The sequence below is a fragment of the Paractinoplanes globisporus DSM 43857 genome, from assembly GCF_000379645.1.
GTDB lineage: Bacteria > Actinomycetota > Actinomycetes > Mycobacteriales > Micromonosporaceae > Actinoplanes > Actinoplanes globisporus.
Window position 1 is genome coordinate 493224 of sequence record NZ_KB903294.1, and the last position, 15066, is coordinate 508289.

Annotated in this window: 16 protein-coding genes and 3 tRNA genes; 6 read left to right on the top strand and 13 right to left on the bottom strand. The window is 71.1% G+C overall.

Features of this window, described 5'->3' with window-relative positions:
* Positions 1–10: 10 nt before the first annotated feature.
* Positions 11–799 carry an arginase family protein gene (locus A3CQ_RS0102160; RefSeq protein WP_051115120.1) on the bottom strand — a complete coding sequence of 263 codons (789 nt, stop codon included), beginning with the start codon at positions 797–799 and terminating at the stop codon, positions 11–13.
* Positions 800–841: 42 nt separating this feature from the next.
* Positions 842–1723, bottom strand: coding sequence for a LysR family transcriptional regulator (locus A3CQ_RS0102165; RefSeq protein WP_020509271.1), 882 nt, complete (start codon positions 1721–1723; stop codon positions 842–844).
* A 188-nt stretch (positions 1724–1911) separates the two neighbouring features.
* Between A3CQ_RS0102165 and A3CQ_RS0102175 the strand changes: the two genes are divergently transcribed.
* From A3CQ_RS0102175 to A3CQ_RS0102190, 4 genes are all read left to right on the top strand, one after another.
* Positions 1912–2685, top strand: coding sequence for a GNAT family N-acetyltransferase (locus A3CQ_RS0102175; RefSeq protein ID WP_157295190.1), 774 nt, complete (start codon positions 1912–1914; stop codon positions 2683–2685).
* 285 nt (positions 2686–2970) lie between these two features.
* Positions 2971–3636 carry a DUF4097 family beta strand repeat-containing protein gene (locus A3CQ_RS0102180; RefSeq protein WP_020509274.1) on the top strand — a complete coding sequence of 222 codons (666 nt, stop codon included), beginning with the start codon at positions 2971–2973 and terminating at the stop codon, positions 3634–3636.
* A 15-nt stretch (positions 3637–3651) separates the two neighbouring features.
* Positions 3652–4614, top strand: coding sequence for a daunorubicin resistance protein DrrA family ABC transporter ATP-binding protein (locus tag A3CQ_RS0102185; protein WP_020509275.1), 963 nt, complete (start codon positions 3652–3654; stop codon positions 4612–4614).
* Positions 4611–5402 carry an ABC transporter permease gene (locus A3CQ_RS0102190; protein ID WP_020509276.1) on the top strand — a complete coding sequence of 264 codons (792 nt, stop codon included), beginning with the start codon at positions 4611–4613 and terminating at the stop codon, positions 5400–5402. The genes A3CQ_RS0102185 and A3CQ_RS0102190 overlap by 4 nt, the downstream gene beginning before the upstream one ends.
* A gap of 59 nt (positions 5403–5461) precedes the next feature.
* Here A3CQ_RS0102190 and A3CQ_RS0102195 read toward each other — a convergent pair.
* The 4 genes from A3CQ_RS0102195 to A3CQ_RS0102210 form a co-directional block, all read right to left on the bottom strand.
* Positions 5462–5533 (bottom strand) — tRNA-Cys (locus A3CQ_RS0102195).
* 1 nt (position 5534) lies between these two features.
* Positions 5535–5610 (bottom strand) — tRNA-Arg (locus A3CQ_RS0102200).
* Positions 5611–5702: 92 nt separating this feature from the next.
* Positions 5703–5775: transfer RNA gene (locus tag A3CQ_RS0102205), tRNA-Gly, on the bottom strand.
* A gap of 283 nt (positions 5776–6058) precedes the next feature.
* The gene (locus tag A3CQ_RS0102210) at positions 6059–6871 is read right to left on the bottom strand and encodes a hypothetical protein (RefSeq protein WP_020509277.1); all 813 of its coding nucleotides are present in this window, start codon (positions 6869–6871) and stop codon (positions 6059–6061) included.
* A 102-nt stretch (positions 6872–6973) separates the two neighbouring features.
* On the opposite strand from A3CQ_RS0102210, the gene A3CQ_RS0102215 reads away from it, so the two are divergent.
* Complete coding sequence (locus tag A3CQ_RS0102215) at positions 6974–7780, top strand: zinc metalloprotease (protein WP_020509278.1); 807 nt, start codon at positions 6974–6976, stop codon at positions 7778–7780.
* Positions 7781–7789: 9 nt separating this feature from the next.
* Here the strand turns inward: A3CQ_RS0102215 and A3CQ_RS0102220 are convergent, their stop codons facing one another.
* The 7 genes from A3CQ_RS0102220 to A3CQ_RS0102250 all read right to left on the bottom strand — a co-directional run bounded on the left by A3CQ_RS0102220 (position 7790) and on the right by A3CQ_RS0102250 (position 14022).
* Complete coding sequence (locus A3CQ_RS0102220; protein ID WP_020509279.1) at positions 7790–8908, bottom strand: alpha/beta hydrolase; 1119 nt, start codon at positions 8906–8908, stop codon at positions 7790–7792.
* A gap of 68 nt (positions 8909–8976) precedes the next feature.
* Positions 8977–9639 carry a response regulator gene (locus tag A3CQ_RS0102225; RefSeq protein ID WP_026205200.1) on the bottom strand — a complete coding sequence of 221 codons (663 nt, stop codon included), beginning with the start codon at positions 9637–9639 and terminating at the stop codon, positions 8977–8979.
* Positions 9636–10799 (bottom strand): sensor histidine kinase, encoded by a 1164-nt coding sequence (locus A3CQ_RS0102230; RefSeq protein WP_020509281.1) that lies wholly within the window; start codon positions 10797–10799, stop codon positions 9636–9638. The genes A3CQ_RS0102225 and A3CQ_RS0102230 overlap by 4 nt, the downstream gene beginning before the upstream one ends.
* On the bottom strand, positions 10796–11626 hold the full coding sequence (locus tag A3CQ_RS0102235; protein ID WP_020509282.1) for a CPBP family intramembrane glutamic endopeptidase: 831 nt from the start codon (positions 11624–11626) through the stop codon (positions 10796–10798). The genes A3CQ_RS0102230 and A3CQ_RS0102235 overlap by 4 nt, the downstream gene beginning before the upstream one ends.
* Before the next feature lie 124 nt (positions 11627–11750).
* Positions 11751–13067, bottom strand: coding sequence for a S1C family serine protease (locus A3CQ_RS51125; RefSeq protein WP_245576971.1), 1317 nt, complete (start codon positions 13065–13067; stop codon positions 11751–11753).
* Between the two features lie 98 nt (positions 13068–13165).
* Positions 13166–13519 (bottom strand): nuclear transport factor 2 family protein, encoded by a 354-nt coding sequence (locus A3CQ_RS0102245; protein WP_020509283.1) that lies wholly within the window; start codon positions 13517–13519, stop codon positions 13166–13168.
* Entirely contained in the window at positions 13516–14022 is a 507-nt protein-coding gene (locus A3CQ_RS0102250) for a MarR family winged helix-turn-helix transcriptional regulator (protein ID WP_020509284.1), read from the bottom strand. Before A3CQ_RS0102250 ends, A3CQ_RS0102245 begins: the two co-directional genes overlap by 4 nt.
* 97 nt (positions 14023–14119) lie before the next feature.
* On the opposite strand from A3CQ_RS0102250, the gene A3CQ_RS0102255 reads away from it, so the two are divergent.
* Positions 14120–15013, top strand: coding sequence for an NADP-dependent oxidoreductase (locus tag A3CQ_RS0102255; protein ID WP_026205201.1), 894 nt, complete (start codon positions 14120–14122; stop codon positions 15011–15013).
* Positions 15014–15066 lie beyond the last annotated feature (53 nt).

Below are 15066 nucleotides of genomic sequence, written 5' to 3' on the forward strand. Positions count from 1 at the left end.
TGCGACCCGGTCACCGCGTCAGGGCGGCGCCCAGCCGGCGGATCGTCTCGGACTCGCCGGCGTCGACGTCGTCGCCGGCCGGGGCGTGCTCGGTGATGGCAGCGCCGACGATGTCGTCCACCTGAGCGATCAGGTCGATCAGTCGTTGCGGCCGCACGCCGTCCGGCTCGGGGTAGCAGGTCGAGCCGAAGACCGTCGGCTCCAGGACGTCGAGGTCGACATGCACGTACACCGGGCCGCGCAGACCGTCGAGCACCTGCTCCAGGTCGTCGACGCCGTGCCGGCGCAGGCCGGTCTCCGCGAGATACGCATGCTCGGACGGCACGTTCGCCCGCTCGCCGCCAATGACGATCTGGCGCGGCGTCAGCGGCTGCTCCGGCGTGAGCCCGGCCGGTGCATCGCCGAGCAGCGCGCGTACCACCATGGCGTGAAAGGCACCCGACTCCAGGGTCTGCGGGCTGTACACGTCCGGGTGGGCATCGATCCACAACACCGTCAACGCATCGCCGTAGCGCGCTCGGGCGGCGGCGATCGGCGCGATGTCGACCGAGCAGTCGCCGCCGATCGTGATGACCCGGCCGTCGATGGCGGCGAGCGCTTCCCGGGTCAGTCGCTGGTTCTCGACGAGAGCGTCGAACGCGCGGATACCGGAGACCTTCTCACCGGCGGTTTCCACCACCGGCACGGTCACCACGGCGGCGCCCGGCACAAGGGCGGCGGCGCGGCGGGCACCGGCCATGAGCCGCGGCGCCTTGCTCGATGCCGAACCTTGCCACTGGGGTACGCAGAGCACAGTCATCACGCAGGGACCATAGAGGCCGATCGACGTCGAAATCCAGGATCAGCCGGCGGTGTCGGTGGCGGCCTCGACGAACGCTCGGATCAGCGCTGTTTCGCTTCCGCTGCGCCACACCGGGGCGTACCGCAGAATTGGTCCGTTGTTTATGGGTAGGAAGGTTATGTCGCGGCGCACCCGGGACGCCGCCGAGAACTCCCCGATCGGGGACACCACGCGGCCGGTGCCGATCGCCGTGAATGCCTCCTCAAGGGTGGCCACGGGAGCACCGCGCTTGATGGGGCGGCCGGACGGGGTCACCGACGGCGTGTGCGACTCCCACACGTAGTCCGGAATGGGCCCGTCAGGATAGACAACCTGATGGTCTGCCAGATCCTCCATTTCGACCCGGTCGCGTGCGGCCAGTGGATGGCCGGGCGCGACGGCCAGCACCAGGCGCTCGGTGTACAGCTCCGGCCCGACGACGAGGTCGGGCTCGCGGATGGGCTGCCAGAGCAGGCCGACGTCGACCCGGCCGGCGCGCAGCCCGCCGAACGGGTCGACCGGCGGAACCTCCCGCATGCGCAGCTCGCATCGCGGGTGCCGCTGCCGGAACAGGTCGAGAACGGCGGCGATCTCCTGATGGTGGGTGTCAAACGTTCCGATGGTCAGGGTGCCTGACTGTCCGCGGGCGGCGGCGACGGCCTCCTCGAGACCCCCCATGATCTCGCGGTAGCCCGCGTCGAGCCGCGCGCGCAACTGCTCGCCCAGCGGAGTCAGTCGCACACTGCGGCTGGTCCGCTCGAACAGGGCGCCGCCGATCCGGCGCTCCTGCTGTTTGATCGACTGGCTGACGCGCGCCTGCGAGACTCGGAGTCGTTCGGCCGTACGCCCGAAATGCAGCTCTTCGGCCAGCGCCAGGAAGATCTCGACGTCGCGCAACTCCACCAGGCCGTCTCCTCTACCGGTCACCGCGCGCCGGAATCTCGTCCCTGACCTGCGCGAACCGGAAGTGTACGGCGGCGGCGACGGCCCGTCCCGCCCGGGGCGCGGCCAGGAACGATAACCGCTGGCTTAACCGCCGGTTCGATCTTTCGCGTTGTTCGGCACCGGCGGCCGAGGCGATCGTGGTGCCCGTGAGCGAACCATCGATCGACATAGTGCCGGCGGCATCGCGGTGGGAGGCGGTGGCACCGAACGGGACCGTGGCCGGGGTGGCTGCCCTCTGGCCAGTGCCGGCCGTGATTCCGGGCGTACCCGAGCTGAGCCTGCACGTCGAGCCGGAATGGCGGCGGCGCGGGATCGGCTCCCGGCTCCTGGCCGCCGTCCGAGCGGAGACCGTCGAACCACGCCTGGTCGCGGACGTGGCCGCGGGCTCGCCGGGCGAGGCGTTCTGCCGACGGCACGGCTTCCGGCACACCCGCTCCCTCCGGCACGACCTGCTCACGTACTGCGGTGTCCATCAGGCCTGGCTCGGTGAGCTGGTCGACGCCGAGCATCCCGGCTATCGCCTGACCCACTGGACCGGCGACCTCCCTCGCGCGCCGCGCGTCGAGGAGCTGCTGCGGAGCTCGAGCCGCCCCGGCAACACCCTGTTGACCGCCGCGGACACGGACGGCGGCCTGGCGGCCTATGCCGTCGCGGTCGTCGGCGCGCTGTCCACGCAGGGCGGCATCACCAAGGCGGACGCCCGGGCGCGCGCCCGCCAGTACGGACCGGCCGTGCTTCCCGGTCATCGCGGGCGGCGGCTGGGCCTCTGGGTCAACGCCGCCCTCGTTCAGCGCCTGCGCGAGATCCACCCGTACGTCGATGAGATCGAGACCATCACCGCCGGAAGCGACCCGGTGCGCGAGCACCTCGGCTTCCAGCTCCTGCGGCGAACTCACCTCTACGAGTTCCCCCCGCCGTAGCCCGAGAGGTTTGTCATGAACATCCGAAAAACATGGCTTCTTGCCGCCGGCGCGCTGGTCGAGCGCGTCGCCCCCAGCGTCTCCCCCCGGAGCCGCCGGTGGCGTTCACTCCACAACCATTGCAACAAACGAGCCACCAACGTTGCATTAGATTCATCGCCATTGCAACAACTTCGGCCCATTTACCTGCTAAGACATCGCGAGCGAGCAACAAGGGTGTTGCGGAATTCGTGAACGCAACTTAGCGTTTCTCTCATCGGAAACAACGAGTGCAAGGAGAGCACGATGCAGAAGTTCGACACCCCCGCCGCCATCTCCGCCGTCCTGGCCATCCCGGCCGGGCGCATCCAGGTCATCGCCGCGGAGCGGGCCGACACCACCGTCGAGGTCCTGCCCACGGACGCCGCCAAGGGCCGCGACGTCAGGCTGGCCGAGCAGACCACCGTCGAGTACGCCGACGGCGTCCTGCGGATCAGCACCCCCGAGCCGGCCAACCAGCTCATCGGGCCGAAGGGATCCCTGCAGGTCACCGTCCAGCTGCCCGCCGGCTCCCGCCTCGAGGGCAAGGCCGCCGCCGCCGAGCTGCGTGGTGTCGGCCGCCTCGGCGAGGTCGTCTTCGACGGCGCGTACCAGCAAATCAAAATCGACGAGGCCGCGAGCGTACGACTGACCGCGGTCGACGGCGATGTCGAGGTCGGCCGGCTCGGCGGCCCCGCGCAGATCAGCACCACGCGAGGCGACATCCGGATCGCCGAGGCCGTCGGCGGGACGGTCGTGCTGAGCACCCAGTCCGGCGACATCTCGGTCACCGCCGCCGCGGGTGTCTCGGCCGCTCTCGACGCCGGCACCGGCCTCGGCCGGATCAGCAACGCCCTCAAGAACGACGGCACCGCCGAGCTCGACATCCGCGCCACCACCTCCATGGGCGACATCACCGCCCGCAGCCTCTGAAGGAGAACACTCACCATGACCAACCTGGCCATCGCGGCGAACCAGCTACGCAAGTCGTACGGCGAGAAGGTCGTGCTCGACGGCGTCGATCTGGCCGTGCCCGAGGGGACGATCTTCTCCCTGCTCGGCCCGAACGGCGCCGGCAAGACCACCGCCGTCCAGATCCTCTCCACCCTCATCGCGGCCGACCCGGCCTCCGGCAGCATCAGCGTCGGCGGCCACGACCTGGCCACCGACCCGCAGGCGGTGCGCGCCGCGATCGGCGTGACCGGCCAGTTCTCCGCGGTCGACGGCCTGATCACCGGCGAGGAGAACATGCTTCTCATGGCGGACCTGCACCATCTCTCCCGCGGTGAGGGCCGTCGCATCGCGGCCGGACTGCTGGAGCGCTTCGACCTGGTCGAGGCGGCGAAGAAGCCCGCGTCCACCTACTCCGGCGGCATGAAGCGCCGCCTCGACATCGCGATGACCCTGGTCGGCAGCCCGCGGATCATCTTCCTCGACGAGCCGACCACGGGTCTCGACCCGCGCAGCCGGCACAACATGTGGCAGATCATCCGCGAGCTCGTCGCCGACGGCGTCACCGTCTTCCTCACCACGCAGTACCTGGACGAGGCGGACGAGCTCGCCGACCGGATCGCCGTGCTCAACGACGGCAGGATCGTCGCCGAGGGAACGGCCGAGGAGCTCAAGCGGCAGGTCCCGGGCGGGCACGTCCGGCTTCGCTTCGACGACCCGATGGCGTACGAGCGGACGGCCGTCACGCTGCGCGATGTCGTGCGCGACGACCCGGCGCTGTCGCTGCAGGTCCCCACCGACGGCACGCAGCGCGAACTCGGCGAGATCATCCAGCGGTTGAACGCCGCCGGCATCGAGGCCGACAGCCTCACCGTGCACACCCCCGACCTCGACGACGTGTTCTTCGCCCTGACCGGCGGCGCACGCGTCCCCCACCAGCCCAAGGAGGCCGTCCGATGAGCACCTTCGCCCTCGCCGCCCGCGACTCGTCCACGATGCTGCGCCGCAACCTGCTGCACGCGCGCCGCTATCCCTCGCTGACTCTGAACCTGCTGCTCACCCCGATCATGCTGTTGCTGCTCTTCGTGTACATCTTCGGCGACACATTGAGCGCGGGCATCGGCGGCGGGGTTCCGGACCGGGCGAAGTACATCGCCTACCTCGTACCGGGCCTGCTGCTGATGACCATCGGCAGCACCGTGATCGGCACCGCGGTCTCCGTCTCCAACGACATGACCGAGGGCATCATCGCCCGCTTCCGCACGATGGCGATCCACCGCGGTTCGGTGCTCATCGGCCACGTCGTCGGCAGCGTGCTGCAGTCGGTGCTGAGCGTGGTCCTCGTCGGCGCCGTCGCCGTGGCCATCGGCTTCCGCTCCACGGACGCCACCGCCCTCGACTGGCTGGGGGCGTTCGGGCTGCTGGTGCTGTTCGCCCTGGCGCTGACCTGGATCGCGGTCGGCATGGGCCTGGTCAGCCCGAACGCCGAGGCGGCCAGCAACAACGCGATGCCGCTGATCCTGCTGCCGTTGCTGTCCAGCGCGTTCGTCCCGGTCGACGCGATGCCCGGCTGGTTCCAGCCGATCGCCGAGTACCAGCCGTTCACTCCCGCCATCGAAACCCTGCGCGGCCTGCTGCTCGGCAGCGAGATCGGCCACAACGGATGGCTCGCGGTCGCCTGGTGCCTGGGCCTGACCGTCCTCGGCTACTTCTGGTCGACCTCGACGTTCAACCGCGGCCCGAGGTAACGCACGAAAGAGCGGCGTACACCATTTCGGTGTACGCCGCTCGTGTTTGTCGCGGTTCGAGGTCGTAGCCGGAATCGAACCGGCGTGTTCCGCTTTGCAGGCGGATCCCTTGGCCACTCGGGCATACGACCGTGGTGCCCCCGGCTGGACTCGAACCAGCGGCCTCGGCGCTCGGAACGCCGCGCTCTCTCCGCTGAGCTACGGGGGCTTGGTGCGCGTCCCTGGTGCCGACCCAGGTAAGCCACGATGGCAACGGTTTTACGGACCGCCGGACGTGCCGCCGTCCACGACGCGCGCGAGAGCGGCTGACCGGGATCGAACCGGTGACCTCCACCATGGCGAGGTGGCGCTCTACCATCTGAGCTACAACCGCATGTACATATGGAATTCTCAAAGGACAAACAAAAAAGCCGCCGATCCCGTACGGGGGACGGCGGCGTGAGCCTGGCAGCATTGGCTAGCTGCGCCACCGTTCCCGGTAGTAACCGCTGACATAGGGCCGGCCGGAACAGGACACGGCAGCCTCACCGCGCGGCGAGCGCCGCTGCGGAGAAATCGAGGACTGTCGCATCACTCCATGCTCCTTGACCGTGGTGATCGGTGGTGACTCCCAAGGTAAATACCGCCGCGGAAACGGACAACGCATTTATCGACCGTCAAGCGAGTCGCGGGCGCTCGCCGGGGTTGGCGAAGTAGTACGTCAGCGCCTCGTAGGCCGGCACCGCGTTGGCGCCGAGCCACGACGTACGGATGACCATGAAGGGCAGGAACTGGGCGCCGGCGCCGATCCGCCCGGTGTGCCGGCGCTGCCGGGCGCCGTCGGCGGGCACGGCCCGCACGGTGATCCACGGGGTCGGACCCGGCCGCGCCACCACCTCGACGACCCCCTCCCACGGCACGAAATGCTCGTGCGCCAGCCCGCGGTGGTAGATGCCGGTCGGCGTCACCACGACAACCCCGGGCGCCAGCCGCAGCATGACCAGCAGGAACCGGGCGAGGAACACCGCGCCGGCCACGAAGACGACCGCGAACACCCCGCCGCCCACCGACCCGGCCACGGCGAGGACCACCGCGAACCCGGCCAGGCTGAGCACCACGGTCACCAGCACCGCGCCGAGCCAGTAGTACGCCCACCGGGAGTACCGGAACGCGAGCCCTCGCTCCCCCTGGTCGGTGACCCCGGCGGCGGGCGGGCCGGCGGCGGGCGCGGGCCGGCGCAACATGCTGACGATCAGGCCAACCAGGTGGCCGAACATCAGCGTGACAAACGCTAAGACCACCGACCGCGCGACGTCGCCGGTGGTGACCGCGGAAACCAGGACCGCCGCGGCGATCACGGTGAGCAGGGCGAACCCCGCCAGCGACACGATTCGCGTGACGGTGGGCCGTGGCCTCGGCCACCCGGCCGGTGGCTCCTGGTTCGGAAGCATCCGGTACGCCTCGGCGCCGTCCTCGGACACGTCACCCATAGGCGGGAGTCTACGAATCAGACCATGACGATGGTGTACGCAACCAAGCCGCAACCCACACTCAGCTAAAGGTCGCCCCGTAGCCCGGCGATAGGGCCGCGCATGGCGATCAGAGACACCATGCGGCGCCGGATCGTGCCGGCCGTGCTCGCGGCGGCGCTGGTCCTCGCCCCGGCCACCGCCCCGGCCGGCGCGGCCGCGAAGGGCAACCCGAAGGCGTACGCGTTCCTCAGCCGCTCGTCGGGCGACCCGGTGCCGATCGCCCGCTGGAACCCGTGCAAGCCGATCCGGTACCGGGTCAACCTGGACCGCTCGGCCAGTGGGGCGCTGGCGGACGTCAAGGGCGCGATCGCCCGCATCGCCCAGGCCACCGGGCTGCGCTTCACGTACCAGGGCACCACGAAGGTCGTTCCGGAGGCGGCGAAGGACTACCCCGGGACCTACCCGATCGGCACCGACCTGATCGTGGCCTGGGTCAACCCCGGCAAGCAGAGCACCATGCTGCCCAACGTCTCCGGTCTCGCCGGAATGGGCGGCGGCTACTGGACCAGCGCGTACACGAAGAAGGGCGTCCCGGCCTACATGTTCACCAGGGGCCAGGTGGTGCTGAACGCCTCGATGAAGCTCCCGGGCGGCTTCGGGCCCGGCAACGACACGGGGTGGCAGGGCACGCGCGGACAACTCCTGATGCACGAGATCGGCCATGCCGTGGGCCTCGATCACCCCAAGATCAAGGACCAGGCCGAGATCATGTACCCGATGATGGCCCACAAGGCGGCGGTCTGGGGAGCGGGAGATCTGAACGGGCTGAAGGCGCTGGGCACGTCGGGAGGCTGCCTCTACACCAGCGATCCGACCGCCGCGGCCAGCGCGGCCGCCATCACCACCGGGCACCAGGCCCAGTCGTAGGCCGCCGCCTCAAAGAGTTCCGCCGCGGGTGCTGACCCACGAGCCGAACGCGGCGACCGCGTCGATGACGTACGTGTAGCGGAGCGAGAAGTACAGGTCGAAGCCATGCTGGCCGCCCGGCAGCTCGGCGTAGAGGACGGGCTGGGCGCTGGCCGCGCGCAGCCCGCCGACAAGTTCGCGGGCGTCCTCGACCAGGACCGAGCTGTCGTTGGTGCCGTGCACGATGAGGATCGGCGGCGCGTCGCCGAGCCGGTCGAGCGGCGACGAGCCCGGCCCGTCGAGGCGCCCGTAGTACCCGCCGAAGCCGATCGCCGCCGCGACCGACGTGTCCTCGTCCTCGAACCCTGGCTGGAAGACGGGGTCGTTCGGGGTCAGCGCGATCATCGTGGCCAGGTGACCGCCGGCCGAGCTTCCGGAGACGACGATCGTACGGGGGTCACCGCCGTACTCGGCCGCGTGCGAGCGCGCCCACGCGACCACCTTCTTGGCGTCGACGTGATGGTCCGGGTATTGGGCCGGCGCGAGCCGGTAGTTGGCGTTGACGCACATCCAGCCCTGGGCGGCGAGCCGGTTGAGCATGGCTCGCGCCTCCCGGTTCTTGCTGCCGATCCGGAAGCCACCGCCGTGGAAGAAAACCAGGATCGGCCCTCCGGCCGGGCGGTCCCGCTGGTGGTAGACGTCGAGCAGGTTGTGCTTGCCGGCGTCGCCGTACGAGATGTTCCGGATCCGCGCGACCTCCCGCCGCCGGTACCCGAACGGCGCGAGCAGGATGTGCGCCCACGGCCGCGGCCGAAGCGTCAGCTCGATCCCTGCGCCCTCGGCGAACGCCCGTCGCACCGCCGGCCCGGCCAGCACGGCACGCTGAACCAGAACCACGAGCCCCACGACGGTGAGCACCGCGAACCCGAAGATCTCGATCCCGCCCGGCGAGGCGAGATCCCCCTGCGAGAACGCGAGCAGGCTGCTCGCCGCCAGCACGTACAGCGCCACGAACGGCACCTCGTTGATCTGGAACGTCACCCAGAAGCCCCAGAAGGACGGCGTCGTATGCGGCGGCCGCGGCCCGATCACCGCCACCGCGGTGCAGAACGCGATGAGCGCGACGGTGATGGCATATCCAATCGGCATGGGCTCCACGCTAGGTTCCGGCCGTGCCCGGAGAAAGGTCCACTTCGATGCCCGCGCAGTGGTCCGCTTCAGACCACGAGGCCTCGGCGGTACGCATAGACAACGGCCTGGACCCGGTCGCGGAGGTCCAACTTCGTCAAGATCCTTGAGACGTACGTCTTGACGGTCTCATGGCTGATCACCAGGTGCGCGGCTATCTCGCTGTTGGAGCGGCCGTCGGCGATCAGGCGCAGGACCTCGAGCTCGCGCGGCGTCAGCGGGATGTCGTCCGGGGCGCCACCGCCGGCCGGGCGGATGCGAGCGGCGTAGCGGCCGACGAGCTGGCGGGTCACCTCGGGGGCGAGCAGGGCGGCGCCGGTGGCGACCGTGCGGATGCCGTTGAGGAGCTGGGCGGGCGGGGCGTCCTTGAGCAGGAAGCCGCTGGCGCCGGCGCGCAGTGCCTCGTAGACGTACTCGTCCAGGTTGAACGTGGTCACGACGAGGACCTTGACCGGGTCGGTGACGCCGGCGCCGGCCAGCAGGCGGGTGGCCTCGATGCCGTCCAGCACAGGCATGCGTACGTCCATCACCACGACGTCGGGGCGCAGCCGGGTGGCCAGCTCGACCGCCGCCCGGCCGTCGCCGCACTCGCCGACCACCTCGAGGTCGGGCTGGGCGTCGATGATGGTCGCGAAGCCGGTGCGGATCAGCGCCTGGTCGTCGCAGACCAGCACGCGGACCGTCCCGGTCACCGGCCGCCCCCGGACGGAACGGCGGGGATGCGGGCACGCACGAGGAAGCCGCCGCCGGGCCGGCCACCCGCGCTGAACTCGCCGCCCAGCACGCCGACCCGTTCGCGCAGGCCGGCCAGTCCGCGGCCGCTGCCGCCGGGCGAGGCCGCGCTCGAGCCGGAGCCGTCGGTGCTGACCTCGACCGTGATCTCGTTCGCGCCGTGCCGCACGCGTACCTCCGTCTGACTGCCGTGGGCGTATTTCAGGGCGTTGGTCAGCGCTTCTTGCACGACCCGGTAGGCCGCGACCTCGGCGCTTCCGGCCGCGGCGGGCGCGCTGCCCTCCTCGGTGAACTCCACCGGCTGACCGGCCCGGCGGGTGTGCTCCACGAGGTCGCCCAGTTCGCCCACCGACGGCGTACGCGGCTCGGTGTCGTGCTCTGGTTTGAGGAGGTCGAGCAGATGCCGGAGGTCGGCGATGGCCCGGCGGCCGGTGTCGGTGACCGCCGTCAGTGTCTCGTCGAGGCGTTCGGGGGCGGCTGTCAGGTAGCGCGCCGCCTCGGCCTGCACCACCATCGCCGTCACGTGGTGGGTGACGACGTCGTGCAGCTCGCGGGCGATCCGCGTGCGCTCGGCCGTGCGGGTGGCCTCGGCGACGTGGCGGCGGTGTTCCGCCTCGGCGAACCGCGTGGTCCGCAGCCAGGCCCCGATGCCCCAGGCGATGGCGAGGATCAGGTAGAAGGTGACGAAGCCGGTCACGCCCTCGGTGGAGCCGTCCCGGTCGAGAGCGACGGCCAGCACCCCGTACGCGATGGTGGCGGTGACCATCGTGGTGCGGCGGTGATGCTCGAGGTGGGCGCCCGCGCTGAGCAGGGCGATCGGCAGCGCGGCCCCGGCGGCGGTGTGGTACCCGCGAAGCTGGTCGATGGCGAAGCCGAGCGACACCAGCGCGAGACAGACGGCGGGCCGGCGACGGCGCACGGCCAGGGGCAGGCACTCGAGGGCGATCACCAGGGCGGTGAGCGCGTCCCACGGGCGGTTCGGCAGATCGCCGAGCTGCGTGCCGTGGCCGCGCAGGCCCGGCACCACCGACGCGAGCGCGAGCACCAGCCCCAACGGGAGATCCCGGACCGTGACGTCGAGCCGACGCCACCGATCCGGGACACGCCGGAGGTCGATCACGGGACGAGCGTAGCGGCCGGGGTGGCGGCGGCGGGCCGGCGGCGGGGCACGATGTGGCCGCGGCGACGGGCCAGCACGAGGAAGACGATCGTCACGATCGTGCAGGCCAGCACCGAGTAGAGGCTCGCCTCCGGGCCGAACTCGCCGCCGCCGATCAGGCTGGAGCCGGAGACCGTGCCGTGCAGCAGGCCCACGGGCGTGTCGCTGCCGGAGACCTGGGTGCCGAAGATGGCGCCCTCGGCAAGGTTCCAGCCGAAGTGCAGGCCGATCGGCAGCCACAGGGTGCGGGTGGCGGCGTACGCGGCGGCCAGCATGCCGCCGGCCTCGATCGCGATGGCGATCGCGCCCCACAGCGTGGCGTGCGGGTTGAACAGGTGCGACAGTCCGAACAGGACAGAGGTGAAAATCAGCGCGAGCCACGTGCCGAACCGTCCCTCGACGATCCGGAACAGGATCCCGCGGAAGATCAGCTCCTCGGTGACCGCGGCGGCCGCGCTGAACCCGAACAGCGCCACCGCGCCGCCGAACGAGCCCCGGCCGGCGTGGTAGTCGCCGAGGAACGCGATGTTCAGGATGACCGCCGCGAACAGCCCGATCCCCAGCAGCGTCCCCCGGCCGAGAGCGCCGGCGGCGCCTTTCAGCGCCACCTCCGTCACCTCACGCTTCTCGGTGCGTCCGACGATCCAGCGGTACGCGCGGAGCGCGAGCACCGCCGTCGCGAGCCCAAGGATGAGCGTGAGCGGCGCGTTCCAGTTCACGGCTCCGACGGCGAGACTGCCGGCGAGGGCGACCACCGCGACGACGACGAATTGTTTCACCAGGCGCATGACGGCTCCTTCGGGAGAATCCCGCGGCCGTGCGCCGCGGACACGTCGAACGCTATGGATACGACGGTCCGAAATCGTCACCGTGCGGTGGACACCTGCCGGTAGCTCGCTCGGGGGACAGCTTTCAGCCGACCGGGCCCGTGGCCAGCTTGACGGTGGCCGAGTGCGACTGGCCGTTGACGTCGGTCCAGGCCAGTTTCACCTTGTCGCCGGGGTGGTAGCGGTCGAGCACCGTGGTCAGCGCCGTGGCCGAGTCGACCGAGGAGCCACCGATCGCGGTGATCGCGTCGCCGCGGGTGAGCCCCGCCGACTCGGCCGGGGAGCCCTCGACGACGCCGAGGACGACCGGGCCGGACTGGCCGGTGAAGCCTTGGCCGCTTGCGCTGCCGGAGGTCTCGATGCCCAGGTACGCGGTTTCGCCGATGTGCACGGTGCTCGACGACTTGCCGGCCCGGATCTGGTCGGCGATCGTCGTCGCGTGGGCGATCGGGATCGCGAAGCCGTCGCCGCCCGCCGCCTGGTACTGGAAGCCGGCCGACGCCGCGGTGTCCACGCCGATGACCTCGCCGCCGGTGGTCAGCAGCGGGCCGCCCGAGTCGCCGGCGAGGATGCCGGCGTTCACCTCGATGAGCCCGGTGAGCTTCTCCGACGAGCCGGTCCCCTCGTCCTGCGCGGTGATCGACTGATCGAGCGCCGTGACCACGCCGCCGACCGCGCTGGGCGTCCCGCCGGTGCCGCCCGCGTTGCCGATCGCCACGACCTGCTGGCCGGCCTTGACGGTGGCCGTGGAGAGGGTCGCGGTGGCCAGCCCGGAGGCGCCGGAGAGCCGCAGCACCGCGACGTCGCCGGAGCGGTCGTAACCGACCACGGCCGCGCGGTAGCTCTTGTGGTTGCCGATGTCGGTGACGGTGATGCTGGTGGCGCCGGCCACGACGTGGTTGTTGGTCAGCACGATGCCGTCCGAGCCGATCACGATGCCGGTGCCGGCCGCCGCGCCGTTCTGCGCGCCGAGCACGGTGTCGATGTCCACGAGCGCGGGGTCGACCTTCGCGGCGACGGCCGAGATCGTGCTGTCGCTGGGCCCGCCGGCCCCGGCCGTGCTGCCGTTGCCCTGATCGGGAAGGCCGTTGCCGTTGCCGTTGCCATTTCCGTTGCCGGTGCTGCCGTCACCGGGATTGAAAGGCAGATACGGCGCGGAGTAGCCGCCGTTGTCGCTGGGTTGCGCCTGCGTCGACGCGACCGGCCGCAGCGCCCAGCCCGCGGCGAACCCGCCCGCGCCCACGAGCGCGAGCAGAGCGATGCCGCCGCCGACCGCCGCGACGATCCGCCCGGTGTGCCGCTTGCGCGGCGGCTCGGGCTGCTGGGGGTACTGCTGCCACTGCCCTGGTGGTGGCCACCCACCCGGGGAGGGCGTGTAGGTGTACTGATCGGGAATGGTCACCACTCCCTTGTACTTCCGGATTCTCGAAGTCCGCTGAACGCTCGCTGGACGTATGCGGGGATCGGCACCGGAAGCGCGGCGGCAATCTGGGCAGAGCCCTAGGCCGCGAAGATGGTCACGAGGGTGGCGATCTTGCCGTCGCGGACGGTGATGATGTCGATGCCCCGCGCCACCGGCTCGCCGGACGGGCCGAAGGACCAGGCCAGAGCGCCCGTCTCCGGGCCGGCGTAGCGGCGCCCCTCCTCGGTGAAGGCGAAGGTGGGCGGGACGTTCTCGAGCAGCTGCCGGGCCTTCTCCTCGAGCGCGTCGCGGCCGTGGGCGACGCCCTCGGGGTCGGTGAAGACGACGTCCTCGGTGTAGGTGCGCTCGATGGCCGCCCGGCGGGTCGCGGCGTCGCGGTTGCCGAACACTTCGTGCAGGTTGGCCGCGAGCAGGTCGGACACGATGATCATGAGATTCCTCCGGACTTTTTCGGGGCGCGCGGGGCGGCGGATCGGGGTGGGGCGGCGCGCATGTGGTCGCGGACGCGGGTCAGGACCTCGGTGAGCACGGCGATGTCGGCCTCGGTGAGGGACGACATCATAAGGCCGTCCACGACCTCGACGTGGCCCACCATCACGTGGGCGAGGAGGTCGCGGCCCGGCGGGGTGAGGGTGACCTCGACGCTGCGCTCGTCGTCGGCGCCCGGGGTGCGCGTGACCAGGCCGCGTTTCTCCAGCTGGGCGGCCTGGTAGGTGAGGCCGCTGCGGCTGTAGACCAGCCCGTCGGCGAGGTCGGTCATGCGCAGGCGGCCGCCCGCCGCGTTGAGCCGGGCGAGGATCTGGAACTGCGGGGTGGTGAGCCCTCCGTCGGTCTTGAGCTGCTGTTCGACCGCGTGCTGCAGCAGGCTGCTCACCTCGGTGAGCGCGAAATAGGCGGCCAGCTGCGCGGGCGGCAGACGTGTGGGCTCAGTCACGCGAATTCCTCGGGGTCAGCCATTGCTTCGAGTTCGAAGCAGTTCTACCTTTGCTCGTGTGCTTCGAGTTCGAAGCAAGCCTACAGGAGGTCTTGTCATGAAGGCAGTGCGGTTCCACGAGTACGGCGAGCACGACGTCCTCCGGTACGAGGACGCCGACCGGCCGGCGGCCGCCGACGGCCAGGTGCTGGTCCGGGTCGCGGGCACGACGTTCAACCCGGTCGACGCCGCGATCCGGGCCGGATACATGCGGGAGGCGATGCCGGTGACGCTGCCACACACCCCGGGCATCGACCTGTCCGGCACGGTCGAGGGCACCGGTGAGGCGGTGATCGCGTTCCTGCCGATGCTCGCCGACGGCGCCAGTGCCGAATACGTCGTCGTCGACCGGGCTCTGCTGGCCGCCGCGCCCACCAACGTGCCGCTGGCCGACACGGCGGCGCTGCCGTCGAGCGCGCTCACCGCGTGGCAGGCGGTCTTCGAGCACGCCGACATCCGGCCGGGGCAGCGCGTCCTGGTCAACGGCGGCGGGGGCGCGGTCGGCGGGTACGCGATCCAGCTGGCGGCCCAGGCCGGGGCGTATGTGATCGCCACAGCCGGCCCGCGCAGCCGCGACGCGGTCCGCGCGCACGGCGCCTCGGAGGTCATCGACTACACGGCCGGCCCGATCCGTGTCGGCGAGCCGGTCGACGCCGTCCTGCACCTGGCCCGGGCCGACGCGTCCACCCTGGTCGAGCAGATCCGGCCGGGCGGCGTGCTGGTCTCGACGGTAGGCCCGGTCGAAGCGGGCGGGGCCGCGGGCATCCGGGTGGTTCCGATGGGTGTACGCAGCGACGCCGCCCAGCTCACCGAGATCGTCCACCGCGTCGAGGCCGGCACGCTGAGGCTCGACATCAGCGCCCGCTACCGGCTGCCCGACCTGCCCGAGGTGCACGCGCTCGGCGAGAAGGGCGGCTTCCGCGGCAAGGTGGTCGTGACCGTCGGCGAATGAGAGCCGCCGAGCCCGGTGAGAGCCGGCCGGATCTCGCCACGGACCGCGCCGCC